Raw genomic sequence first — 24,772 nt, 5'->3', positions numbered from 1 at the left:
CGCGGTCTAGGATGTCGTCAACGATAAGTCAGGAGAGAGCGATGGACCTCGATTTCGGTCTGGGCGAAATGGCGGACACGATCCGCGACACGGTGCGGCGCTTCGCGAGCGAGCGGATCGCGCCGATCGCGGCGGCAGTGGATGCCGAGGATCGCTTCGCGCGCGAGTTGTGGCCGGAAATGGGCGCGCTCGGCCTCCACGGCATCACCGTCGACGAAGCGGACGGCGGGCTTGGCCTAGGCTATCTCGAACATGTCGTCGCGTGCGAGGAGGTGAGCCGCGCTTCCGCCGCGATCGGGCTCAGCTACGGCGCGCACTCCAACCTGTGCGTGAACCAGATCCGCCGCTGGGGCGATGCGGCGCAGAAGGCGAAGTACCTGCCCGCGTTGATCTCCGGCGAACATGTCGGCAGCCTTGCGATGTCGGAGGCGGGGGCGGGCTCCGATGTCGTCTCGATGAAGCTGCGCGCGACGAAGGTCGATGGTGGATGGCAACTGAACGGCACCAAGTTCTGGATCACCAATGCGGCCTATGCCGATACGTTGGTCGTCTATGCCAAGACCGACATGGACGCCGGTTCGCGCGGGATCACCGCCTTCCTGATCGAAAAGGATTTCGCGGGCTTCTCGATCGGGCAGAAGATCGACAAGCTCGGCATGCGCGGCTCTCCCACCGCAGAGTTGGTGTTCGACGATTGCTTCGTCGCCGACGCGCAGGTCATGGGCCCGCTGAACGGCGGAGTGAAGGTGTTGATGTCCGGGCTGGATTACGAGCGGGTGGTGCTGTCCGGCATCCAGCTCGGCATCATGCAGGCGTGCCTCGACACCGTGCTGCCTTATGTGCGGGAACGCCGGCAGTTCGGCCGCCCGATCGGCGAATTCCAGCTGATGCAGGCGAAGGTGGCCGACATGCACGTCGCGCTCAACGCCGCGCGCGCGTATGTCTATGCCGTCGCCAGGGCGTGCGATGCCGGGCGCACGACGCGCTTCGACGCGGCGGGCTGCATCCTGCTCGCCTCCGAAAGCGCGGTGAAGGTGGCGGGCGAGGCGATCCAGGCGCTGGGCGGCGCCGGCTATACGAAGGACTGGCCGGTCGAGCGTTACTGGCGCGATGCCAAGTTGCTGGACATCGGGGCGGGCACCAACGAGGTGCGGCGCATGCTGATCGGGCGCGAGCTGATCGGCCATGATGCGCCGCGCGCGCAATGACGGTGTTGCGCTCGCTGGTCGATACCGGCGCCGCCTCCTTCGCCGCCAACGCCGCGCACAACCGCGCGCTTGCGGATGCGTTGCGCGACCGTAGCGCGCACACCGCGCTCGGCGGGTCGGAACAGCACCGCGCCCGTCATGTCGCGCGGGGCAAGTTGTTGCCGCGCGACCGGGTCGACCGCCTGCTCGACCCCGCCGCGCCTTTCCTGGAGATCGGTGCACTGGCGGCGAACGGCATGTACGACGACGGCGCGCCGGGCGCGGGGATGATCGCGGGCGTCGGCCGGGTGTCCGGGCGCGAGTGCATGATCGTTGCCAACGATCCGACAGTGAAGGGCGGCGCATACTTCCCGATGACGGTGAAGAAGCATCTGCGCGCACAGGAGATCGCGCGCGAGAACCGCCTGCCGTGCCTGTATCTGGTCGATAGCGGCGGCGCGAACCTGCCGCATCAGGCGGAGGTGTTTCCCGACCGCGAGCATTTCGGCCGGATCTTCTACAATCAGGCGCAGATGTCGGCGGAGGGGATCGCCCAGATCGCCTGCGTCATGGGCAGCTGCACCGCGGGCGGCGCCTATGTGCCCGCCATGTCCGATGAAAGTGTGATCGTCCGCAATCAGGGCACGATCTTTCTCGCCGGTCCGCCGCTGGTGAAGGCGGCCACCGGTGAAGTCATCTCCGCCGAGGAACTGGGCGGCGCGGACACCCACGCGCGACGCTCCGGCGTGGTCGATCATGTCGCGGAGAACGATGAGCATGCGTTGCTGATCGTCCGCGATATCGTCGCCACGTTCGGCCGGCCGAAGGCTCCCGACGTTGCGCTCGCCGCCCCGCGCCCGCCGCTGCTCGATCCGCGGGATCTGTACGGGGCCGTGCCGCAGGACGTGCGCGCGCCCTATGACGTGCGCGAGGTGATCGGCCGGATCGTCGACGGCTCCGACTTCCACGAGTTCAAGGCGCTGTACGGCACCACGCTGGTCTGCGGCTTCGCGCATATCTGGGGTATGCCGGTCGCGATCCTGGCCAACAACGGCGTGCTGTTCAGCGAGTCCGCCCTGAAGGGCGCGCACTTCATCGAATTGGCGTGTCAGCGGCGCATTCCCTTGCTGTTCCTCCAGAACATCTCCGGCTTCATGGTCGGCGGTAAATATGAGGCGGAGGGGATCGCCAAGAACGGCGCGAAGCTGGTCACCGCCGTCGCCACCGCATCGGTGCCGAAGATCACCGTCCTGATCGGCGGCAGCTTCGGGGCGGGCAATTACGGGATGTGCGGCCGCGCCTATAGTCCCCGCTTTCTGTTCAGCTGGCCGAACGCGCGCATATCGGTGATGGGCGGGGAACAGGCGGCGAGCGTGCTGGCGACGGTTCATCGCGATGCCGAGACCTGGACGCCGAAGGATGCCGAACGCTTCAAGGCGCCGATCCGCCAGAAATACGAGGACGAGGGCAATCCTTACTACGCGACCGCGCGATTGTGGGACGACGGGATCATCGATCCGGCGCAGACCCGCGATGTCCTCGGCCTCGCCTTTGCCGCCACGCTGAACGCGCCCGTGCCGGAGCGTGCGCAGTTCGGCCTGTTCCGGATGTGACCGTGATGATCGACAGCCTATTGATCGCCAACCGCGGTGAAATCGCACGCCGCATCATCCGCACCGCACGGTCGCTCGGTATTCGCACGATCGCGGTCCATTCCGACGTCGATGCGACGATGCCGTTCGTGCGCGATGCGGACGAGGCGGTGTGCATCGGCACCGCCGCCGCCGCCGACAGTTATCTGCGGCAGGATCGCCTGCTCGATGCCGCGCGGGCGACGGGGGCACAGGCAATCCATCCGGGCTACGGCTTCCTGTCCGAAAACGCGGCCTTTGCGGAGGCGGTCGTCGCCGCCGGGCTGATCTGGGTCGGCGCACCGCCCGCCAGTATTCGCGCGATGGGCCTGAAGGACGCCGCCAAGGCGCGGATGATCGCCGCCGGCGTTCCCGTCACCCCCGGTTATCTCGGCGGGGATCAGTCGCCCGATCGCCTGCGCGCCGAGGCGGATGCGATCGGCTATCCGGTGCTGATCAAGGCGGTCGCCGGTGGCGGCGGCAAGGGAATGCGGCAGGTCGACGCCGCCGCCGACTTCGCCGAGGCGCTGGCAAGCTGCCAGCGCGAGGCGGCGGCCTCCTTCGGCGACGACCGGGTTCTCATCGAAAAGTACATCCTCTCGCCGCGGCACATCGAAGTGCAGGTGTTCGGCGATGCGCATGGGCAGGTGGTCCACTTGTTCGAGCGTGATTGTTCGCTCCAGCGCCGCCACCAGAAAGTGATCGAGGAAGCGCCGGCGCCCGGCATGGACGACGCCACGCGTGCTGCGGTGTGCGAGGCCGCGGTGCGCGCCGCGCAGGCGGTCGATTACGTCGGGGCGGGCACGATCGAGTTCATCGCCGATGCATCCGCGGGGCTGCGCGCCGATCGCATCTGGTTCATGGAGATGAACACCCGGCTGCAGGTCGAACATCCTGTGACCGAGGCGATCACCGGCATCGACCTCGTCGAATGGCAATTGCGCGTCGCCTCCGGCGAACCGCTGCCCCGGCGACAGGAAGAACTGTCGATCACCGGCTGGGCCATGGAAGCGCGGCTTTATGCGGAAAACCCGTCGACCGGTTTCCTTCCGTCGACCGGGCCGCTCGACCGGCTGCATTTCCCGGCCGGCGTCCGCGTCGATAGCGGTGTCGAGGAGGGCGGGGCGGTCACGCCTTATTACGACCCGATGATCGCCAAGTTGATCGTCCATGCCGCTACGCGGGCTCAGGCCGCGCAGCGGCTGGCGGCGGCGGCGGCGGGAACGCAGGTGTGGCCGGTGCGCACCAACGCCGCATTCCTGGCCCGCGCCGCCGCGCATCCCGACTTCGTCGCCGGGCGCGTCGATACCGGCTTCATCGCGCGCCACCTCGACACGCTCGTCCCGCCAGGGGAGCCATCGGCGGCGATCGTCGCCGCGGCGGCAGCGGCGATCGTGCCGGCGGTCACCGACGATCCATGGCGCGCGCTGCGCGGCTTCCGCATCAATGCCCCGTCCGCGCCGCAGATCGCGGTGGAGGTCGCCGGCAACCCCTATGTCGCTGCCCCGGCGACGCTCGACGATGCCGAGATCGTGGACGGCATCCTCTACACCGCTGGTGAGGCATGGCCGTTCGGCCCGCGCCGCGCCGACCATATCGGCGGTGCCAGCGAAGCCGATGGCGCGTTGCTCGCCCCGATGCCCGGCCGCGTCATCGCTGTGGCGGTCGTCGCCGGTCAGAAGGTCGCGCGCGGCGAACGGTTGCTGGTTCTGGAAGCGATGAAGATGGAACAGGCGCTCGTCGCACCCTTCGACGGCATCGTCGCCGAACTGAAGGCCGTCGAGGGCGCGCAGGTGACCGAGGGCATGGTGCTCGCGCGGATCGTTGCTGGAGAAGAATGATGGCCGGACGCCACTATGAAGAATGGCAGGTCGGCGATCGTATCGTCCACGACATTCGCCGCACCGTGACCGAAACCGATAACCTGCTGTTCTCGACGATGACCCACAACCCGCAGCCGCTGCACCTCGATGCGGAGGCGGCGCGCGCCAGCGAGTTCGGGCAGATCATCGTCAACGGCACTTTCACCTTCGCGCTGATGATCGGGCTGTCGGTCGGCGACACCACGCTCGGCACGCTGGTCGCCAACCTCGGTTACGACAAGCTCGTCATGCCCAGGCCGGTGTTCATCGGCGATACGCTGCGCGCCGAAACCGAGGTGCACGAACTGAAGGACAGCCGTTCGCGCCCGGAGGCCGGAATCGTCACCTTCGCGCACCGGCTGGTCAATCAGCGCGACGAGATCGTCTGCCAATGCCTGCGCACCGCGTTGCTGCGGCGCAAGACGGCATGACGTGGCGCTCGCTGCTGTTCGTTCCCGGCGACCGGCCGGACCGCTTCGCAAAGGCCGCGGAAAGCGGGGCCGATGCGCTGATCCTCGATCTGGAGGATGCCGTCGCTCCGTCCGGCAAGCCTGCCGCGCGTGCGGCGATCGCGGACCTGCTGGCGGCACCGCGTGGCGAAGTGTCGCTGCTGGTACGCATCAACCCGCTCGGCTCCGTCCTCTGCGATCAGGATCTTGCCGCCTTGCACGGCCTGTCGCCCGACGCGATCGTGCTGCCCAAGGCGGAGGGCGGGGCGAGCGTCCGCGATCTGGCGGCGCGCCTCACCGCCGCGCGGATCGATGCGCCGATCCTGCCGATCGCGACCGAAACCCCGGCCGCGATTTTCCAGCTTGGCAGCTACGCCGGCTGCGGCGTCGCGCTCGCCGGCCTCACCTGGGGGGCGGAGGATCTGCCAGCCGCGATCGGAGCCGCCGCCGCCCGGGAAGACGATGGCCGCTTCACGGCACCGTATGAGATGGCGCGGGCACTGACGCTGTTCGGCGCGCATGCCGCCGACATGGCGGCGATCGAGACCGTCTATCCCGCCTTCCGCGACCTCGACGGGCTGGACGCGTTCGCTCGTCGTGCCGCGCGCGACGGTTTCACCGGCATGATGGCGATCCATCCGGGGCAGGTCGCGACGATCAACGCGGCCTTCACCCCCACCGCCGAACAGGTCGAACATGCCCGCCGCATCGTCGCCGCCTTCGCAGCGGCACCGGGGGCGGGTGCGCTGCAACTGGATGGCCGGATGATCGATGCGCCGCACCTGACGCAGGCACGCCGGCTGCTCGCACGGGGCTGACCGCGTCGCCGGAACTCCGCACGCGTTTCCCGCGCTGTATCGGCATGCAGCATGACGATGACAATCCGCGCGCCCGCCACCGGGCGGTGCCCAGCGGTCGCCTTGCCCGGCTCGGCGGTTTCGGGCGGCTGGCGGGTGGCGTGGCCGGCGGCATGATCGCGGAGGGCGCGCGGCGGCTGGCTGCGGGCGAGCGGCCGAAGGTCGGCGATCTGATCCTGACGCCCGGCAATGCGGCGCGCGTGGCGGACCGCTTGTCGCACCTGCGCGGCGCGGCGATGAAGCTCGGGCAGATGATTTCGATGGACGCGGGCGATGTGCTGCCGCCCGAGTTGCAGACCATCCTCGCGCAGCTGCGTAACCAGGCGTACCGGATGCCGCCGCAACAGCTTGACGGCGTTCTGCGTCAGGAATGGGGCACGGACTGGCGTCGCCGCTTCCGCCACTTCGAGGCTTCGCCGATCGCCGCAGCCTCGATCGGGCAGGTCCACCGCGCGACCCTGCCCGATGGACGCGTGCTGGCGATCAAGGTGCAATATCCCGGTGTCGCCGAAAGCATCGGTGCCGACGTGGACAACGTCGCGACGCTGCTGCGTGTGTCGGGCCTGCTGCCCGCGACCCTCGATCTGCGCCCGTTGCTGGAGGAGGCGAAGCGCCAGCTTGCCGAAGAGGCCGATTACGTCCGCGAGGGCGCGCAGCTGCGTGCCTTTCGAGAGCGGCTGGACGGTGACCCGCGCTACGTCGTCCCTGCGCTGCACGAGGTGCTGACCACGCGTCGCGTGCTGGCGATGGACTTCGTGGAGGGGCGCGCGATCGAAGCGCTGGTCGACGCGCCGCAGGACGAACGCGACACCGCGATGACATCGCTGGTCACGCTGGTACTGCGCGAATTGTTCGAGTTCGGGGTGATGCAGACCGATCCGAACTTCGCCAATTACCGCTGGCAGGCGGAAACAGGTGCGCTGGTATTGCTCGATTTCGGCGCGGCGCGCGCCATCCCCGCCGATACGATCGACAGCTATCGCCGGCTGATCCAGGCCGGTCTCGCGCGCGACCGTGATCGCATTCGCGACATCGCGGTCGAAACCGGCTTCATCGGGCCGGCGGCGGAGGCGGCGCACCGCCCGGCGATCGACCGGATCATCCTAGCGATCGACGAAGCGCTCAACCGCCCGGGTCGCTTCGACTTCGGCGATCGCGCGTTCGTGCCGGTGGTGCGCGAAGAGGCGAAGGCGCTGGTCGCGGATCGCGCGACCTGGCACGTTCCGCACGTCGAGACATTGTTCGTCCAGCGCAAGGTCAGCGGCACCGCGTTGCTCGCCGCGCGGTTGAAGGCGCGGGTCGATGTGCGCGGTCTGGCCGCGGCGGCGATCGCCTGACCGCGGACCGGCCGGCTAGACCGGGGCTTTCGTCCGTCCGGCCTCCACCGCCGCGTCGCTGGCGAGCCGGTCGGCGCGTTCATTCTCCGGATGGCCGGCGTGCCCCTTCACCCATTGCCACTCGACCCGGTGCGGCTTCGCCGCCTCCAGCAGCGCCTGCCATAATTCGGCGTTCTTCACCGGCTTCTTGTCGGCGGTCTTCCAGCCATTCTTCTGCCAGCCGTGGATCCATTTGGTCAGTCCATCCATGACGTAACGGCTGTCGGTCGACAGCGTCACCCGACATGGCCGCGTCAGTGCGTTCAACCCCCGGATCGCAGCGGTCAGTTCCATGCGATTGTTGGTGGTCAGCGGCTCGCCCCCCGCCAGCTCCTTCTCGTGCTTGCCCGATCGGATCACCGCGCCCCAGCCGCCGGGGCCGGGATTGCCCTTGCACGCGCCGTCGGTAAACAATTCGACCTGCGTCATTTCGGTCATGCGAATGCCCGTGGGTTGGCGAGATACCAGTCGAGCCGACGCAGATACGCCAGCGGATCCTTGCGCATGACCAGCGCGTCGGCGGGCGTGTGCAGCCAGTCCCACGCCCGGCTCAGCAGGAAGCGGATGCACGCAGCCTCCGCCAGCACCGGCAGCGCGGCCCGCTCGGCCGGTGTCAGCGTGAAGGTGGCGGCGTAGCCGTCAAGCAACGCCGCGCCGACGGCGGCATTCACGTTCTCGCCATGCGCGTCGAACGTCCACGCGGAGTGCATCACCGCCAGATCGTAGGCGCGCACGTCGGTGCATGCGAAATAGAAATCGATCAGCCCCGTCACCGCATCGCCGCGCATCAGCACATTGTCGGGAAACAGGTCGGCATGGATCGCGCTGACCGGCAGGTCGGCGGGCCATGCGGTTTCGACCCGCGTCAGCGCCGCGTCGATCCGGTCGAACAGCCCCGCCTGGATAGCGTCGAGGTCATGCCCGCACCTTTCCAGCAGCGGCCGCCACGTCGCGATGCCCATCGAATTCTCGCGCGTCGGTGCGAAGTCGGTGAGGGCGGCGTGCATCTCGCCCATCGCACGCGCTGCGGCCTGCGCCTGCGCAGGGGTGGGGTGCGACACGGACACGCCGGACAGGAAGCGGATCAGGCAGGCCGGGCGATCCTCCAGGGTCTGGATCACCCCGCCATCGCGGTCGGCGATGGCGGGCGGCACGGCCAGCCCGCGTGCGGCGAGATGATCGAGCAGCGCCATGAAGAACGGCAGGTCGCCGGCCGCCACGCGCTTTTCATAAAGGGTCAGGATGAACCGCGCGGTCGTGGTATCGACGAGGTAGTTGGAATTCTCCACACCCTCGGCGATTCCCTTGACGGAAACCAGTTCACCGACGTCGTAGCGGCGCAGGAAGGCGCCCAGCGCCTCCGCGGAAACGTGCGTGTAGACGGCCATGACGATCTACGCGGCGGCTTCCAGCCCGCGGGGCAGCTTGAACGCGACCGTCTCACGCGTGGTTTCTTCCTCGCGCTCGGTCACGTCGAAGCGCGTCGCCAGCCGATCGACCAGTTCGCGCACCAGCAATTCCGGCGCGGATGCACCCGCGGTGATCCCCAGCGTTCCCACACCTTCCAGGAACGACCAATCGAGATCGGCGGCACGCTGGATCAGCGCCGCCCGGATGCCCTGTCGTTCGGCGACTTCCACAAGACGCAGCGAATTGGACGAATTGGGCGCGCCGATCACCAGCACCGCGTCGCACGCATCGGCGATCGCCTTGACGGCGGCCTGCCGGTTGCTGGTGGCATAGCAGATGTCCTCGCCATGGGGTGCCTGGATGGTCGGGAAGCGGCGGTGGAGCGCCGCGACCATCGCCGCTGTGTCGTCGACCGACAGCGTGGTCTGCGTGAGGAAGGCGAGGTTCTCCGGATCCGGCATTGCGAGCGCCTCTACGTCGGCGACGGTCTCCACCAGCGTCATCGCGCCCTCGGGAACCTGCCCGAACGTCCCGATCACCTCGGGATGCCCGATGTGACCGATGAACACGATGTGCCGTCCGGCGGCGACCAGCCGTTCGGCCTGGCGATGAACCTTCGACACCAGCGGGCACGTGGCGTCGAGATAGTCGAGGCCGCGGTGCTGCGCCTCGGCCGGCACCGATTTGGGCACGCCGTGCGCAGAGAATACGACGGGTGCGCCGTCCGGTACCTCGTCCAGTTCCTCGACGAACACCGCGCCCTTCGCCTTCAGCGAATCGACGACGAACTTGTTGTGGACGATCTCGTGCCGGACGAAGACCGGCGCGCCATGCTTTTCGATCGCCAGTTCGACGATCCGGATCGCGCGGTCGACACCCGCGCAAAATCCGCGCGGTGCGGCGATCAGCAGTTCGAGCGGGCGACGCGGCGCGGTCGCGCTCGGGTCGGCGGCGGTCACGGATACGGGTTCGGCCATGCGCAGGGTTCTACGCGAATGCTTGCTCCGGCGATAGACGGTTCCTATGCTGCCTGCGACCCGGGGCCGTTTTGCGGCGCCGTATCGCTTGTGCCCATTGCCCGGGATTGTGTTCGTGAACGCTCGCCATATCGCCGCTCCGCTGGTCCTGTTCCTCGTGGCCGGTTGCGCACGCAGCGGGGAGATCGATACGTCCGGGGGCGTCGGGATCACCTCGGTCCGCTCCGCATGTCCGACGGTCGGCGTCCCCGCCGGCACGGGCGACGTGACGATGTTCGATCCGCCCGCCAGTCGCGCTGCCGCCGCGATCGACGTCGTCGCGACGATCAGCAACGTCCGCTCTACCTGCGACGATCAGGGGGCGGAGGTCGTGACCCGCGTCACTTTCGACGTGCGTGCGCGTCGTACCCGCACCGACGGTCCTCGCGACGTCACCCTGCCGTATTTCATCGTCGTCACCCGCGGTGGCGGCGCGGTGGTCGCCAAGCGCGTGTCGCAGGTCGGGTTGCGTTTCGACGCCGGGCAGGGGCTGGCCACCACCACCGCGGAGGCGACCAGTTCGGTCGCCCGCAGCGCCGCGACCCTGCCACAGGAGGTGCGCGACCGCCTGACCCGGCGTCGCAAGGCGGGGGACGACGATGCGGCGGTCGACCCGCTCGCCGATCCCAAGATCCGCCAGGCGGTGGCCTCTGCGTCGTTCGAGGCGCTGGTCGGCTTCCAGCTGACGCCGGATCAGCTACGCTACAACGCCACCCGCTGACGGCACGTCGCTGCGGCGGCAAGGCCAGGCGATCTGTCCTGAATCGCTAATCTTTGTGAAAGGTTTGGCGGCGTAGGTAGCGGGTTGATCGCGTCATCGCGACGTGACCAAGGGAACGTGGACGTGAATACCCTGTCTTCCATCGCTGGCACCATGTCGTCCACGCGGCTGATGACGCCCGCACGGGCGCCACAAACGCCGGCCGCGCCGGCTCCGGCAAAGATCGATCCGGCCGCAGCGGAGCCGGGCACGCGCTCCACGGGCAGCCTGATCCGCACCGCCGGCGAACAACTCGACCAGTTCGATCGCGTCATGGAAAAGCTGCGCTCCAGCATGGGGGGCGGTGCGCTCACCTACGGCGGCGCGCCATCGATGGGGCAGGGACAGATCGTCGATCGCCTCGCCTGACCGCGGGGTTCCGCGGCAGGCGACGACCGCGCATCGTGCGTCGTACTTGCCCTGCGCGTACGCATCGCTACGGAACGAAGCGTGACCGATGATGATGACCGCCTGATCTCGCCCGCGCGCCGCGTCGAGGACGTGGACGCCGCGCTGCGTCCCAAGTCGCTCGACGATTTCGTCGGGCAGAAGGCGGCGCGCGAGAACCTGCGCGTGTTCATCGAGGCCGCGAAGGGGCGCGGTGACGCGCTGGACCATGTGTTGTTCTTTGGCCCGCCAGGTTTGGGCAAGACCACGCTGGCGCAGATCGTCGCGCGTGAGATGGGCGTCGGCTTCCGCGCCACATCCGGTCCGGTGATCGCGAAATCGGGCGACCTCGCCGCGTTGCTGACCAATCTGGAGGACGGCGACGTCCTGTTCATCGACGAGATCCACCGCCTGCAACCCGCGGTCGAGGAAGTGCTGTACCCCGCGATGGAGGACCGCGCGCTCGACCTGATGATCGGGGAGGGGCCGTCGGCGCGCAGCGTGCGTATCGATCTCCCGCGCTTCACCCTGGTCGGTGCGACGACGCGGCAAGGGTTGCTGACGACCCCGTTGCGCGATCGTTTCGGCATTCCGGTACGCCTGCAATTCTACACCGTCGACGAACTGGAGCGCGTGGTGTCGCGCGCCGCGCACCTGCTCGAACTCGGCATCGCGCGCGACGGCGCGATGGAGATCGCACGCCGTGCGCGCGGCACGCCACGTATCGCGGGCCGGCTGCTGCGGCGGGTGCGCGATTTCGCCAATGTCGCCGGGGTGGCGGTGGTCGACGCGAAGATGGCGGATCGCGCGCTCGACCGGCTTGAGGTGGACCGGCTGGGTCTGGATGCGATGGACCGCCGTTACCTGATGATGATCGCGGACATCTATCGCGGGGGTCCGGTCGGCGTCGAAACGCTCGCGGCCGGGCTCAGCGAGCCGCGCGACACGGTCGAGGAAGTGATCGAACCGTATCTGATCCAGCTGGGTCTGATCGCGCGCACCGCGCGGGGGCGCGTGCTGAACGCGGGCGGGTGGAAGCACCTGGGCCTAAACCCGCCGGCGGGTTCGCAGGACGGGCTGTTCGACTGACCACGCCGTGTCGCGGCTTTGTACTTCGTGGCGGATGTGGAATGAAGCGCCACCGACAATGACAATGGACGAAATCGATGCGGACGATGATGCTTATCTGCACGGTGCTGGCCACGGCGACGTTATCCGGCGCATCGGCGGCGCAGACGACGTTCGAGGGCGCGGGGCAGGAATCGCGCCTGGACTGCGACGGCGGCGAGGCGCACATCACCGGCGCCAGCAATCGGATCACCGTCGACGGGCCGTGCGAATTGCTGTCGGTCGAGGGGGCCGGCAACATCGTCAGCGTCGATCTGTCGGCGAAATCGGCGATCCGGGTGGTGGGCAGCAGCAATCGCATCACGTGGCGCGCGCCGGAGAAGGCGCGTCCGCGCATCAGCAGCACCGGCGCCGGCAACAGCATTCGCCGCGCGCAATAAGGATCGGCACCGTTCCGGCGCACGGCCTGACGTGATGGTCGTACGCCGGAAATGCTGCGTGGCACTCGTGCCGTCCGTCTGATAGCCATAGGCAATGCCTGTGTCCGCCGCCCGCTCCGCCCGCGAAATCCTCGTCAACCTGCATGACGTGATGGCGGCGCGATCGAATGCGCAGGCCAAGCTGAACTCGGTCGTCGAGATCATCGGCGAGGCGCTGGATAGCGAGGTATGTTCGATCTACCTGCTGCGCGAGGGCGTGCTGGAACTGTTCGCCACGCGCGGCCTTTCGCCGGAGGCGGTGCACGTCACGAAGCTGGCGCTGGGTGAAGGGCTGGTCGGCACCATCGCCGCGAACAACGAAGTGCTGAACCTGGACGAGGCGACCAGCCATCCCGACTTCGCCTACAAGCCCGAGACTGGCGAGGATCGCTATCACAGCTTTGCCGGCGTCCCGATCATCCGCCGCGAACGCGCCGTCGGGGTGCTGGCGGTCCAGCATGCCGATCCGCGCCGGTACGAGGATGTCGAGATCGAGGCGTTGCAGACCGTCGCGATGGTGCTGAGCGAGCTGATCGCGAACGCCGGGCTGATCGACCAGGGCAGCCCGCGCGACCGCCCGCAATCGACGGGTTCCACGCGCATCGCGGGGCAGAAACTGGTCGACGGCATGGCGGTGGGCTGCGCGGTCTTCCACCAGCCGCGCGTCCACATCGAGCATACCGTCGCGGAAGATACCGAGGCCGAGCGTCACCGCGTCTACGCCGCTTTCGACAAGATGCGAGAACAGATCGACCGGATCGCGCGCGAGGCAGAATTCGGCGTCGGGGATGAGCATCAGGAGGTGATCGCCACCTACAAGATGTTCGCTTACGACGAGGGCTGGGCGCGCCGCATCAACGAGGCGATCGACAGCGGCTTGACGGCCGAGGCGGCGATCGAACGCGTGCAGCAGCGCACGCGGCAGCGGATGCGCCAGATCGACGATCCGTTGCTGGCCGACCGGATGCACGATCTGGAGGATCTGTCGAACCGGCTGCTGCGGATCGTGTCGGGCCAGATGGGCACCGCCGCGCAACTGGGCCTGCGGCAGGACACGATCCTTATCGCGCGCAACCTGGGGCCGGCGGAGCTGCTGGAATACGACCGGCGGCGGCTGAAGGGGGTCGTGCTGGAGGAAGGGTCGCTGACGGCGCATGTCACGATCGTCGCCCGCGCGATGGGCGTGCCGGTGCTGGGCCGCGTGCGCGATGTGCGCACCCTGATCGGTGAGGGCGACCTGCTGCTGCTCGACGTGACGGAGGGGACCGTCGCCGTTCGCCCGACCAGCGCGATGGAGGAGGCCTTCGATTCGAAACTGGCCGCGCGGCAGAAGCGCAAGGCCGCCTACGCCGCGCTGCGCGATGTCGCGCCGGAGACGAGGGACGGCCATCGCGTCACCGTGATGGTCAACGCGGGATTGCGCGACGATGTCGCCGCACTCGACGTCACCGGCGCGGACGGGATCGGACTGTTCCGGACAGAATTTCAGTTCCTCGTCTCGGCCACCCTGCCGCAGCGCGAGCGCCAGCAGCGGCTCTACCGCGAGGTGCTGGATGCCGCCGGTGCGCGGCCCGTCATCTTCCGCACCGTCGATATCGGCGGTGACAAGGCGTTGCCGTACCTGGTGCATGCCGAGGACGAGGAAAACCCCGCGATGGGCTGGCGCGCGCTGCGCCTGGCGCTCGAACGTGACGGATTGATGAAGGCGCAGGCGCGCGCGTTGCTGGAGGCGGCGGCCGGACGCACGCTTTACGTCATGTTCCCGATGGTGTCGGAAGCGTGGGAGTTCGACGAAGCGCGCGCCCTGTTCGAGAAGCAGCGCGATTTTCTTCACGGCCGGGGCAAGCGTCTGCCGCTGGAGGTTCGTTACGGCGCGATGCTGGAGGTGCCGGCGCTCGCCTTTCAGCTCGACCTGCTGCTGCCGAACGTCGATTTCCTGTCGATCGGCACCAACGACCTGACGCAGTTCCTGTTCGCGGCCGATCGCGCCAATCCGAAGCTGGCGGAACGCTACGACTGGCTCTCGCCATCGATTCTCCGGTTCCTGCGCCGCGTCGCGGTGCCCGCCGCGCAGGCGGGGGTGCCGATCAGCGTGTGCGGAGAAATGGGCGGACGTCCGCTGGAGGCGATGGCGCTGATCGGCATCGGGATCGACCGCCTCTCGATCACGCCGGCGGCGGTCGGCCCGGTCAAGGCGATGATCCGTTCGCTCGATCTCGCTGCAATTACGGCGTTTATGACGACGTTGCTGGCGAATCCACCGCGCGACATGCGCGGTGCGCTCGCAGGCTGGGCGGCGGCGCAGGGCGTCGAACTGGCTTAACGATCGGACGGGCCGAACAGGGCTGGGGAAGCGGGATCGGTTGACACTCCGGTGCCGCTTTGAAAGACGATGCGAACGGAAATGCGGTAAACGCCCGGGTCGGAGATAGGAATGAGCGAAGGCGAGCATCCCGCGCAGGCGACCCCGGCCGGCTCTTCACAGCCGGGCACGGTGGGTGGCCGACTGCGCGCCGCCCGCGAGGCGCAGGGACTGACGGTGGCGGAAGTCGCCGCGCGCACCCGCGTCACGCAGCGCTTCCTTGAGGCGTTGGAGGACGACCGGCTCGATCTGCTGCCGTCGCCGACCTACGCCTCCGGCTTTGCGCGCGCTTATGCCCGTGCGGTCGGGCTGGATCAGGCGGAAATCGGGCGCGGCATCCGCAGCGAACTGGCGCGGGGCGCGATGCCCATGCGGCAGCACCATATCGAGGAGATCGCCGATCCGTCGCGCGGGCCGTCGCGGGGGCTGGTGATCGTCGCCGCCGGCGTGGCGCTGGCGGTTCTGGTCCTCGGGGTGCTGTGGCTGACGACCGGCATGTTCCGCGGCACGCAGGAGGTGCCCGAGGTTGCCGCCGTTTCCGGTCCCGCCGGCGCGACGCGCACCGCGCCGGTCCCGACGCCCAGCCCGACGCCCGCACTCGGGAAGGTGGTGCTTACCGCGAAGAACGAAGTGTGGATGCGCGTCTACGACGGGGCGAACAAGACATTGTTCACCGGCACGCTGCAGCCCGGCCAGACGTTCGAGGTGCCCGCCGGTACCGAACGCCCGATGCTCAACATCGGTCGCCCCGATCAGCTGGCGATCACCGTCGACGGTCGCGCACTGCCGCCGTTGGGCGACGGCAAGCGCGCGATGAAGGACGTCGGGGTCAGCGCCCCCGCCTTGGCGGAGCGGTTCGCCGGCGTCTCGTCGCCGGGGGCACCGCTGGTCGGTGCGCCGGCGGACACTGCCGCGCAGTGACCGGCTGCTTCATGCTGGCGACAGCGAATGTTGATAAGGCTAGATCCGGTGCGGCGAAGCATCGGGGGGTGACATGATGACGAAGTATCTGCTGGGCGCCGTCTTCGCGCTCTCGGTTGCCGGCCCCGCGCTGGCGCAGCGCGATGCCCCGGTCGAGGCACGCGTCGGCAAGCTGGAAAGCGAAATGCGCGCCGTACAACGCAAGGTTTTTCCGGGCGGTGCGGGCATGATGGTCGAACCGCAGATCGCCCCGGCCGCGCCGACTTCGGTCGAGGCGGCCGGCGTGCCGGCCTCGGGCGCGATCACCGATCTTACCGCGCGCGTCACCTCGCTGGAACAACAACTGGCGTCGATGACCGGCGAAATCGAGCAGGGCCAGCATCGCCTGCGTCAGCTTGAGGATCAGTTCGCCGAATATCGCAAGGCGACCGACGCGAAGTTCGCCGCGCCGCCGGTTGCCACCCCGGTGGAGCCGGTCGGCGGCCCCGACGTGACGATTCCGGAAGCGCCGCGACCGGCGGACAAGCCGGCGGCAGGCGACATCGCCAAACCGAGTAGCGGCGACGCGGGTGAGGACGGCTATCTGTATGGTTTCCGCCTGTGGGAGGCGAAGCGTTATGGCGAGGCGGCAGCACAGCTGAAGAAGGTCGTCGCCGACTTTCCCAAGCACCGCCGTGCCAGCTATGCGCAAAATCTGCTCGGCCGTACGTATCTGGATGACGGCAAGCCCAGTCTTGCCTCGATCGCCTTTTACGACAATTACAAGAAATATCCCGATGGGGAGCGCGCACCCGACAGCCTCTACTATCTCGGCAGCGCGCTGGTGAAGCTCGACAAGGCGGCGGACGCCTGCAAAGTCTATGGCGAGTTGATCGACGTCTATGGCGGGACCGTCTCGGCGAAGATGAAGGCAGATGTGGCAAAGGCGCGTGTCGCCGCCAAGTGCAAGTGAGGTGACGCTGCGCCCGCTGCCGGAGGCGGCGGTGGCGCGGTTCCGTGCGGAGGTCGAACGACTGGTCGCCCGCGCGTTCGACGGGGCTGCCCTCAAGCAGGAAGCGCGCCTTGCGCTGGCTGTGTCCGGCGGTGCGGATAGCATGGCGATGCTGCGGCTTGGCGCGGCGGCCTTCCCTGGGCGGGTAATCGCCGCCACGTTCGACCATCGGCTGCGCCCCGCTTCCGCCGCGGAGGCCGAGATGGTCGCCGCGGTGTGCGCCGGACTCGGCGTCCCGCACGACACGCTGCTGCCGGCCACGCCGATCGCCGGAAACAGTATCCAGATGCGCGCACGTGCCGCGCGTTACGAAGGGCTGGGCGCATGGGCCGCCGCGGCGGACGTGTCGTTTCTGCTCACCGCGCATCATGCCGACGATCAGGCGGAGACGTTGCTGATGCGCCTGCAACGCGCCTCCGGGCTGGCCGGCCTGTCAGCGATCCGTGCAGTCCGCTCCGCTTCGTTCGGCGTGGTGCTTCGCCCGCTGCTGGGCTGGCGGCGTGCGAGCTTGCGTGCGCTCGCGCTCGATAGCGGGACGCCATTCGTCGATGATCCGTCCAACGCCGATCCGCGCCACGATCGTACCCGCATCCGCGCGCTGCTCGCCGCCACGCCGACGCTTGATCCGGCGGCGCTCGCCGCCTCGGCCGGCTTCCTCGCCGAAGCGGAAGAGGTGATCGCACGCCATGCCGATATCATGTGGTCGGAACGCTGGCACGGCGGCGACCGCGGCTTTGCGATCGCCGACGAGCCGCGTGAGATCCGCCGTCGCCTCCTGCGTCGCGCGCTCGTCGACACACGTACGCGACACGGTATCGTTCTGCCGCTGTTCTCCGACTCGGCCAATGTCGAGGGGCTGCTCGACACGTTGACGGCTGGGCGCGGCGGCACGCAGGCCGGTGTTCTGGTCCGGCCGGCACGCGATGGCTGGTTATTTCGTCCCGCACCGCCGCGCCGATCACTCTGACCGCGGTTGTTCCATTGCCATTAACCTGTCCGAGCCTACATTGTAGCCGACGGAAAGGTAGCCGATGAACGATAACGACAGGCAGCCCGGAAACGGCGGCAACGACAACGGCGGTTCGGGCGGTCCGAACCCATGGATGAAGAGCCTGCTGATCTGGGTAGGCGTGCTGCTCTCGCTTGCGGTGGTGGTAACGCTGTTCGATGGTCGCACGACCACCGCGCAGGGCAACACGATCGCTTACTCCACCTTCCTCGACAAGGTCGACGAGGGTACGGTCAAGAACGTGAACGTCAGCCGGGACATGATCTCGGGCTCCTTCTCCAGCGGCGACAAGTTCCGCACCTATCCGGTGCAGGATTCCGGGCTGATGGATCGCCTGCGCAAAGCGGGCGTCGAGGTCGCGGGCAAGCCGGAGGAAGGGCCGTCGATCTGGATGGTGCTGCTGTACCAGTCGCTGCCGTTCCTGCTGTTTCTAGGCATCGCTTTCTTCGTGCTGCGCCAGATGCAGAAGGGCGGCGGGGCGGGCGGTGCGATGGGCTTCGGCAAAAGCCGCGCCAAGGTGCTGACGCAGAAGGAAGGCAAGGTTACCTTCAATGATGTCGCCGGCATCGACGAGGCTCGTGAGGAGCTGGTCGAGATCGTCGACTTCCTTAAGGACCCGACCAAGTTCGCGCGCCTGGGCGGCAAGATCCCGAAGGGCGCGCTGCTGGTCGGCTCGCCTGGCACCGGCAAGACGCTGCTGGCGCGCGCGATCGCGGGCGAGGCGGGCGTGCCGTTCTTCACCATCTCGGGTTCGGATTTCGTCGAGATGTTCGTCGGCGTCGGCGCGAGCCGTGTGCGCGACATGTTCGAACAGGCCAAGAAGAGCGCGCCGTGCATCGTCTTCATCGACGAGATCGACGCCGTCGGTCGTCATCGCGGCGCAGGTCTCGGCAACGGCAACGACGAGCGCGAGCAGACGCTGAACCAGCTGCTGGTCGAAATGGACGGGTTCGAGGCCAATGAGGGCATCATCATCGTCGCGGCTACCAATCGCCCCGACGTGCTGGATCCCGCATTGCTGCGTCCGGGCCGCTTCGACCGGCAGGTCGTCGTGCCGCGCCCGGATATCGACGGACGCGTGAAGATCCTCGAAGTGCACATGAAGAAGGTTCCGCTGGCTCCCGACGTCGATGCACGCACGATCGCGCGCGGCACGCCGGGCTTTTCGGGCGCCGACCTCGCCAATCTGGTCAACGAAGCGGCGCTGACGGCGGCGCGCAAGGGCAAGCGGCTGGTCGCAAACGCCGAATTCGAGGAGGCCAAGGACAAGGTCATGATGGGCGCCGAGCGTCGCAGCATGGTCATGACCGAGGACGAGAAGCGCATGACCGCCTATCACGAGGCGGGCCACGCTATTGTCGCGTTGCACGAGCCGGCTTCTGACCCGATCCACAAGGCGACGATCATCCCGCGCGGTCGTGCACTGGGCATGGTCATGCGTCTGCCGGAGCGCGACAGCTATAGCTACCATCGCGACAAGATGTACGCGAACCTGGCGGTGGCCATGGGCGGGCGCGTAGCCGAGGAAGTGATCTTCGGTTATGACAAGGTGTCGAGCGGTGCCAGCGGCGACATCCAGTATGCCACCGGGCTGGCGCGCGACATGGTCACCAAATGGGGTATGTCCGACCGTGTCGGCCCGGTCGAATATGCCCAGCCTGAAGGCGAGAGCTTCCTAGGTTATTCGTCCAGCCAGCCGGTGCGTATGTCAAACGCGACGGCGCAGCTGATCGATGACGAGATCAAGGCGATCGTCGAGGGTGGCCTGCATCGTGCCAAGCATGTGCTGACCGAACATCTCGACCAGCTGCATACGCTGGCCGGTGCGCTGCTCGAATATGAGACGCTGAGCGGTGACGAGATCAAGCGGCTGATCGCGGGCGAGGAGATCGACCGGGTCGATCGTGGTCCGAAGTTGCCGTCGGTCCCGTCGGTCGGTACGTCGATCCCGAAGACCAAGCGTCCGTCCGGGCCCTTCGGCAACCCGTCGCCCGCCGGGGCCTGACAAAGCGACATCGGTGAGTAAAAGGGCGGCCTGCGGGTCGCCCTTTTTTATGTTATCGATCTGGAGCAATTCATTAGCGCTGCCGTTCAGACGCGACGGCGCACGAGCGCGCCCGTCTAGAGGGCCGTATGACCAGTGTGACGCTTGCCGTGACCCACCGCACCGGGAACGCTGCTCCGAAAAGACGGTTGGACTGGCTGAACTTTTTTCTGGCTGACGTTCGCGACGGCCTTGGCCCCTATCTGGCCATATACCTTCTTGCGGTCCGCGGCCCTGCGAATGGCTGGAACGAGGCGACGGTCGGGGTGACGCTTACCGTCGCCGCGATCGTGGGGTTGCTATCGCAAGCACCTGCCGGCGCGTTGATCGACCGCGTTCGTAACAAGCCGATGGTCGTCATCGTCGCCGCGCTGCTCGTCACTGTGTCCAGCGTATCGTTGCCGTTCGTCAGCGGGGCCGTGCTGGTGACCGCCACACAGGCAATCGCCGCCGCGGCGGGGGCCGCGTTCGCGCCGGCGATCACCGCGATTACGCTGGGGCTGGTCGGACCGAAGCTGTTCGCGGCGCGGGTGGGCCGGAACGAGGCGTTCAACCATGCCGGCAATGCGGTGTCGGCGGCCCTCGCCGGTGCGCTGGCATGGCGGTACGGGCCGGAGGTCGTGTTCTGGTTGATGGCAGGGCTGACGATCGCCAGCGTGTTCGTTGCGCGGCGGATCGACAATAACGCGATCGACAACGACGTGGCGCGTGGGCTGGATTGCGACGACGACCGCGATCGGGACTGCGATCAGCCCGGCGGCTGGCGCGTGCTGATCGACAACCGCCCGCTGCTGCTGTTCGCCGTCATCGCCTTTCTCTTCCACCTTGCCAACGCCGCGATGCTCACGTCGGTCAGTCAATTGCTGGCGCGCACCGCCGGCAAGGACGCGGCAACGTCGCTGACCGCGGCGTGCATCGTCGCGGCGCAGCTGGTGATGGTGCCGATGGCGATGCTGGTCGGGCGACGCGTCGATCGTTGGGGCACGAAGCCGCTGTTCGTCGCGGCCTTCGTGGTGCTGGCGGTGCGTGGCGCATTGTACACCGTGTCCAGCGATCCGTGGTGGCTGGTCGGCGTGCAGGCGCTGGACGGTGTCGGCGCAGGCATCTTCGGCGCGTTGTTCCCGGTCGTGATCGCCGACCTGACGCATGGCAGCGGCCGTTTCAACGTCGCGCAGGGGGCAGTGGCCACGGCGCAGGGGATAGGGGCCGCGATCAGCGCATCGCTGGCCGGCACGATCATCGTCGGCGCGGGCTATTCCGCCGCTTTCCTGACCCTGGCCGCGGTCGCGCTCGCCGGACTCGCCCTCTACGTTCTGGCGATGCCGGAAACGCGCGCGACCACATAGAGCCAGCCGCTGGCGTTTCCGCACCCCCATCCTGCCGACCACGCCGTCAGCAGGACGCCGCGCGGGCGGGGCGGGGAGCTTGCTGATAGCATGATCCGTAGGGGGACGCCCGCGAAGCGGTTCTCGTCAGCCAGCCGCCTGCACGATCGCGATCCACCCCGCCTCGTCGATCACCCGGATGCCCAGATCGGCCGCCTTCTTCGCCTTCGATCCCGCACCCGGTCCCGCGACCAGCAAGTCGGTCTTTTTCGACACGGCACCGGAAACATGCGCGCCGAGCGACTCGGCCTGCGCCTTGGCTTCGTCCCGGCTCAGCGTTTCCAGCGAACCCGTGAACACGACCGTCTTGCCCGACACTTCCGATGCTACGGTCTCGACGACGAACGGGGGCGGGGCCACCTGACCCGGTCGCTCGCCGTCGCCGATCAGGTCGACCCACACCGTCCGATTGTGCGGCTCGTGAAAGAAATCCGCCAGCGCGTGGCCGACCGCCGCGCCGACGTTCTCCACGCCGATCGACTCGGCCAACGTTTTGTCCAGCCGCGTGCGCAGCTTCGCGTCATCCTCACCGATGACCGCGACGGTCGCCTCGCGAAGCGCGATCAGGTCGTCGGCCAGCACCGCGACGGCGGGCAAGGTGACATAGCGCTTGAGCAGGTCGCGCGCCGTGACGATCCCGACATGACGGATACCCAGCCCGAACAGCAGCCGCGCCGCATCGGGCGTGCGCCGCGCGTCGATCGCGGCGAGCAGCGCGTCGACCGATTTCGCCTGCCACCCGTCGCGCGCGATCAGTTCGTCGCGGTGCGCCGCCAGCCGGAAGATATCGGCAGGCTCCGTGATCCAGCCGAGGTCGATCAATTCGGTCAGCGTCCGTTCGCCCAGCCCGTCGATGTCCAGCGCACCCCGGCCGACGAAATGCTTCAGGCGTTCCAGCCGCTGCGCCGGGCAGACCAGCCCGCCGGTGCAGCGCACGTCGACCTCACCTTCCTCGGCCACGGCTTCGCTGTCGCAGCGCGGGCAGTGCGTGGGGAAGGCGAACGGCGCGCGTTCGGTGTCGCGCGGCAACACCTCCACGATCTGCGGGATGACGTCGCCGGCACGCTGAAGCACCACCCGGTCGCCCTCGCGCGCATCCAGCCGCGCGATCTCGTCCGCATTGTGCAACGTGGCGTTGGTGACGACGACCCCGCCGACCGTCACCGGGGTCAGCCGCGCGACCGGCGTCAGCTTGCCGGTGCGCCCCACCTGGATGTCGATCCGCTCCAGCGTGGTCTGCGCGCGCTCGGCAGGGAATTTGTGCGCGATCGCCCAGCGCGGTGCGCGCCCGACATTGCCCAGTCGCTGCTGCCAGTCGAGCCGGTCGATTTTGTAGACCACGCCGTCGATGTCGAACGACAGGTCCGCACGCCGCGCCTCGATCGTACGATAGACGGCCAACGCGCCGCCGGCATCGTCGCACCGGGCAAACGCGTCCGCCACCGGGAAGCCCCACTCGCGCAGCCGTGCGACCACCGCCGCCTGTGTGTCGCCGGGCATTGCGCTCGTCTCGCCCCAGCCATGCGCCAAAAAGCGCAGCGGCCTCGCGCGGGTGACATTGGCATCCTTTTGCCGCAGCGATCCCGCCGCCGCGTTGCGCGGATTGGCGAATTGCCGCGCCTCCTTGCCGGCAGCCGCGGCCTCTTCCGCCACCCGCCGGTTGAGCGCCGCGAAGGCGGCCTTCTCCATATAGACCTCCCCGCGCACCTCGAATACGTCTGGCGCATCGTCGGGCAGGGTGGCCGGAATGTCGTCGATCGTGCGGACGTTGACGGTGACGTCTTCCCCGGTCGTGCCGTCGCCGCGCGTCAGCGCCTGCACCAGCCGCCGTTCTTCGTACCGCAACGAACAGGACAGGCCATCGATCTTCGGCTCTGCGGTCATCGCCACCGGCTCTTCGGCGGGCAGCTTCAGGAAGCGTCTGATCCGCGCGACGAACTCCGCCACCTCCTCATCCGAAAACGCGTTGTCGAGGCTCATCATCGGTCGTGCGTGCGCGACCTTGGTCAAATGCCCGGCTGGCGCCGCGCCGACCTGACGCCCCGGCGAGTCGGCGCGGATCAACGCCGGAAAGGCGCGCTCGATCGCGGTGTTGCGGCGCACCAGCGCGTCATACTCGGCGTCGCTGATCTCGGGCGCGTCATCGGTGTGGTAGCGCCGGTTGTGATAGGCGATTTCGCCACTCAGCCGCTCCAGTTCGGCAGCGGCTTCATTGTCGTTCGCGGGCAGCGGCGCATCGGTCATCGTGCCGGGTTAGGCAACCGCCGCGCGACCGTCCAGACCGTTAGGCCGCGGCGAGGCTCTGCGCAGTCGCGTCCGCCAGACTGGTGCCGTCGAGGATGCGGGCGGTTTCGTCACGCACCCGCATCATCGCCAGCCGGATCGCGCAATCCGCCTCGCTCTTGCAATCCTTGCACGGGCGGTATGCCGTTCGGCTGACGCACGGGACGAGCGCCAGCGGCCCCTCGATCACGCGGATCACCTCGCCCAGCGAAATCAGTTGTGCGGGGCGAGACAGCACATAGCCGCCCATCTTGCCGCGATAGCTGTGCAACAATCCGGCATCGCGAAGATCGGCCAGGATCAATTCCAGGAACTTGCGCGGCACGTTCGCCTCCGCGGCGATCCGGGTCATCGGGATCGGGGCGGATCCCGCGGGCGCGCCGGCCAGAAACAACATCGAACGCAGGGCGTAACGGGAGCGCTGGGTGAGCATAGCCGAGTATATACAGGGATATTGTGGCGCGCAAATGGCGCGATGCCCTTTGCCAAACGCTTTGCGTGCCCTATATGGCTCGCGTCGGGTTCCACCCGGCTATGGCGATAAACTGCGGCGTAAAATAGACGCAGCGGACCCGGGGGCGGTACCCGGCGGCTCCACCACCGCAGCTGTGCCGGACGACGATATGCATCACGCGTGCCGCCGTCCGATCCAGCTACGCTGACGGGGCCGAACTAGGATCGACGTGTGTTGAAAGGCGCTGTTTTCGCTCGGAATGGGACCACCGCAACGGCCCATTACACAAGTGCCAACGATAACGAAGCACTCGCGATTGCGGCGTAACTGAGGGCCTAACGGCCTGACGTTACCCCAAAAGAGCGCGGTTGGACCCCACCGGGCAACAGAAGGGGAAACCAGCGGTACGGGGAGCACCGGGCAACAGAAGCTCCCCACTCACCACATCCACCGCCACGGGCTGCACCGACGACCTTCTCGCCGCCGGTATCGGCAGGTGAATTCCAGCCATCGCGAACGGCGGCACATCACGGATGGTGCCATCGACCAGATCGTCAGCCGCCAGCGATTCGCCGACGCAGCCATTCACCGGCGATCCGGTGAGGGAACGCGCATCTACATCGCGAGAGTGCGGCACGACCGTCACCGATCGTGCCGCGCGTCGCCGTCAGTCGTCGCCGAGCAGCGACGACTTGCGCGGAATCGTTTCCCGTTGCGGCTGACCCTTGTCGAGCTGGTCCGACGGACGCCGCGCATCCCCGTCCTGCTGGTGCTCGGTGGAAAGGTTCGGCCGCTCGGTTTCGGTCGTCGGTCGGATCGCGTCTTCGTCCATGGATCGTCT

General features: G+C 68.0%; 22 protein-coding genes and 1 other RNA gene. 17 read left to right on the top strand and 6 right to left on the bottom strand.

Annotated features, from left to right (window positions below):
- Positions 1–41: 41 nt before the first annotated feature.
- The 6 genes from ASE95_RS02555 to ASE95_RS02530 are packed head-to-tail and all read left to right on the top strand — an operon-like array spanning position 42 to position 7,323.
- Complete coding sequence (locus tag ASE95_RS02555) at positions 42–1,208, top strand: acyl-CoA dehydrogenase family protein (protein WP_056631003.1); 1,167 nt, start codon at positions 42–44, stop codon at positions 1,206–1,208.
- Positions 1,205–2,800, top strand: coding sequence for a carboxyl transferase domain-containing protein (locus ASE95_RS02550; protein ID WP_056631000.1), 1,596 nt, complete (start codon positions 1,205–1,207; stop codon positions 2,798–2,800). The genes ASE95_RS02555 and ASE95_RS02550 overlap by 4 nt, the downstream gene beginning before the upstream one ends.
- 5 nt (positions 2,801–2,805) lie before the next feature.
- The gene (locus tag ASE95_RS02545) at positions 2,806–4,659 is read left to right on the top strand and encodes an acetyl/propionyl/methylcrotonyl-CoA carboxylase subunit alpha (protein ID WP_056633015.1); all 1,854 of its coding nucleotides are present in this window, start codon (positions 2,806–2,808) and stop codon (positions 4,657–4,659) included.
- Positions 4,659–5,111 (top strand): MaoC family dehydratase, encoded by a 453-nt coding sequence (locus ASE95_RS02540; protein ID WP_056630997.1) that lies wholly within the window; start codon positions 4,659–4,661, stop codon positions 5,109–5,111. The genes ASE95_RS02545 and ASE95_RS02540 overlap by 1 nt, the downstream gene beginning before the upstream one ends.
- Positions 5,108–5,947 (top strand): HpcH/HpaI aldolase/citrate lyase family protein, encoded by an 840-nt coding sequence (locus tag ASE95_RS02535; RefSeq protein ID WP_056633012.1) that lies wholly within the window; start codon positions 5,108–5,110, stop codon positions 5,945–5,947. Before ASE95_RS02540 ends, ASE95_RS02535 begins: the two co-directional genes overlap by 4 nt.
- 44 nt (positions 5,948–5,991) lie before the next feature.
- The gene (locus ASE95_RS02530) at positions 5,992–7,323 is read left to right on the top strand and encodes an ABC1 kinase family protein (protein WP_056630993.1); all 1,332 of its coding nucleotides are present in this window, start codon (positions 5,992–5,994) and stop codon (positions 7,321–7,323) included.
- A gap of 15 nt (positions 7,324–7,338) precedes the next feature.
- Here ASE95_RS02530 and rnhA read toward each other — a convergent pair whose 3' ends face one another.
- Genes rnhA through ispH form a run of 3 tightly spaced genes read right to left on the bottom strand, consistent with a single transcriptional unit; the run spans position 7,339 to position 9,749 of the window.
- A complete protein-coding gene (gene rnhA / locus ASE95_RS02525; RefSeq protein WP_056630989.1) occupies positions 7,339–7,800 on the bottom strand; it encodes a ribonuclease HI in 462 nt (153 codons plus the stop codon).
- Positions 7,797–8,750, bottom strand: a complete 954-nt coding sequence (gene thrB / locus ASE95_RS02520) for a homoserine kinase (protein WP_056630987.1) — start codon at positions 8,748–8,750, stop codon at positions 7,797–7,799. The genes rnhA and thrB overlap by 4 nt, the downstream gene beginning before the upstream one ends.
- Before the next feature lie 6 nt (positions 8,751–8,756).
- A complete protein-coding gene (ispH, locus tag ASE95_RS02515; RefSeq protein WP_056630985.1) occupies positions 8,757–9,749 on the bottom strand; it encodes a 4-hydroxy-3-methylbut-2-enyl diphosphate reductase in 993 nt (330 codons plus the stop codon).
- A 106-nt stretch (positions 9,750–9,855) separates the two neighbouring features.
- On the opposite strand from ispH, the gene ASE95_RS02510 reads away from it, so the two are divergent.
- The 10 genes from ASE95_RS02510 to ASE95_RS02465 all read left to right on the top strand — a co-directional run bounded on the left by ASE95_RS02510 (position 9,856) and on the right by ASE95_RS02465 (position 21,155).
- Positions 9,856–10,509 (top strand): hypothetical protein, encoded by a 654-nt coding sequence (locus tag ASE95_RS02510; protein WP_443025428.1) that lies wholly within the window; start codon positions 9,856–9,858, stop codon positions 10,507–10,509.
- Positions 10,510–10,632: 123 nt separating this feature from the next.
- Positions 10,633–10,917, top strand: a complete 285-nt coding sequence (locus ASE95_RS02505) for a hypothetical protein (RefSeq protein ID WP_156347848.1) — start codon at positions 10,633–10,635, stop codon at positions 10,915–10,917.
- A gap of 81 nt (positions 10,918–10,998) precedes the next feature.
- On the top strand, positions 10,999–12,024 hold the full coding sequence (ruvB, locus tag ASE95_RS02500) for a Holliday junction branch migration DNA helicase RuvB (protein WP_056630980.1): 1,026 nt from the start codon (positions 10,999–11,001) through the stop codon (positions 12,022–12,024).
- 86 nt (positions 12,025–12,110) lie between these two features.
- Entirely contained in the window at positions 12,111–12,443 is a 333-nt protein-coding gene (locus ASE95_RS02495; RefSeq protein WP_056630977.1) for a DUF3060 domain-containing protein, read from the top strand.
- A gap of 94 nt (positions 12,444–12,537) precedes the next feature.
- Entirely contained in the window at positions 12,538–14,805 is a 2,268-nt protein-coding gene (gene ptsP / locus ASE95_RS02490; protein WP_056630973.1) for a phosphoenolpyruvate--protein phosphotransferase, read from the top strand.
- A 111-nt stretch (positions 14,806–14,916) separates the two neighbouring features.
- Positions 14,917–15,765, top strand: a complete 849-nt coding sequence (locus ASE95_RS02485) for a helix-turn-helix domain-containing protein (protein ID WP_056630970.1) — start codon at positions 14,917–14,919, stop codon at positions 15,763–15,765.
- Between the two features lie 76 nt (positions 15,766–15,841).
- A complete protein-coding gene (locus ASE95_RS02480) occupies positions 15,842–16,717 on the top strand; it encodes a hypothetical protein (RefSeq protein ID WP_235528140.1) in 876 nt (291 codons plus the stop codon).
- A complete protein-coding gene (gene tilS, locus ASE95_RS02475; protein ID WP_235528139.1) occupies positions 16,695–17,723 on the top strand; it encodes a tRNA lysidine(34) synthetase TilS in 1,029 nt (342 codons plus the stop codon). Before ASE95_RS02480 ends, tilS begins: the two co-directional genes overlap by 23 nt.
- Positions 17,724–17,787: 64 nt before the next feature.
- Positions 17,788–19,770 carry an ATP-dependent zinc metalloprotease FtsH gene (ftsH, locus tag ASE95_RS02470; protein WP_056630964.1) on the top strand — a complete coding sequence of 661 codons (1,983 nt, stop codon included), beginning with the start codon at positions 17,788–17,790 and terminating at the stop codon, positions 19,768–19,770.
- Between the two features lie 128 nt (positions 19,771–19,898).
- Positions 19,899–21,155 carry an MFS transporter gene (locus tag ASE95_RS02465; protein WP_056630961.1) on the top strand — a complete coding sequence of 419 codons (1,257 nt, stop codon included), beginning with the start codon at positions 19,899–19,901 and terminating at the stop codon, positions 21,153–21,155.
- Positions 21,156–21,281: 126 nt separating this feature from the next.
- Here ASE95_RS02465 and ligA read toward each other — a convergent pair whose 3' ends face one another.
- Positions 21,282–23,438 carry an NAD-dependent DNA ligase LigA gene (gene ligA / locus ASE95_RS02460; RefSeq protein WP_056630957.1) on the bottom strand — a complete coding sequence of 719 codons (2,157 nt, stop codon included), beginning with the start codon at positions 23,436–23,438 and terminating at the stop codon, positions 21,282–21,284.
- A 40-nt stretch (positions 23,439–23,478) separates the two neighbouring features.
- Positions 23,479–23,910 carry an RrF2 family transcriptional regulator gene (locus ASE95_RS02455; RefSeq protein ID WP_056630954.1) on the bottom strand — a complete coding sequence of 144 codons (432 nt, stop codon included), beginning with the start codon at positions 23,908–23,910 and terminating at the stop codon, positions 23,479–23,481.
- 44 nt (positions 23,911–23,954) lie between these two features.
- Here ASE95_RS02455 and ssrA point away from each other — a divergent pair.
- Positions 23,955–24,331: a transfer-messenger RNA gene (gene ssrA / locus ASE95_RS17185) on the top strand.
- A 267-nt stretch (positions 24,332–24,598) separates the two neighbouring features.
- On the opposite strand, the gene ASE95_RS17985 is transcribed toward ssrA, so the two are convergent.
- Positions 24,599–24,763 (bottom strand): hypothetical protein, encoded by a 165-nt coding sequence (locus tag ASE95_RS17985; RefSeq protein ID WP_200918721.1) that lies wholly within the window; start codon positions 24,761–24,763, stop codon positions 24,599–24,601.
- Between the last annotated feature and the right edge of the window lie 9 nt (positions 24,764–24,772).

The sequence above is a fragment of the Sphingomonas sp. Leaf231 genome (assembly GCF_001421995.1).
Taxonomy (GTDB): Bacteria; Pseudomonadota; Alphaproteobacteria; order Sphingomonadales; family Sphingomonadaceae; genus Sphingomonas.
This window is presented reverse-complemented; position numbering and strand designations above follow the sequence as displayed.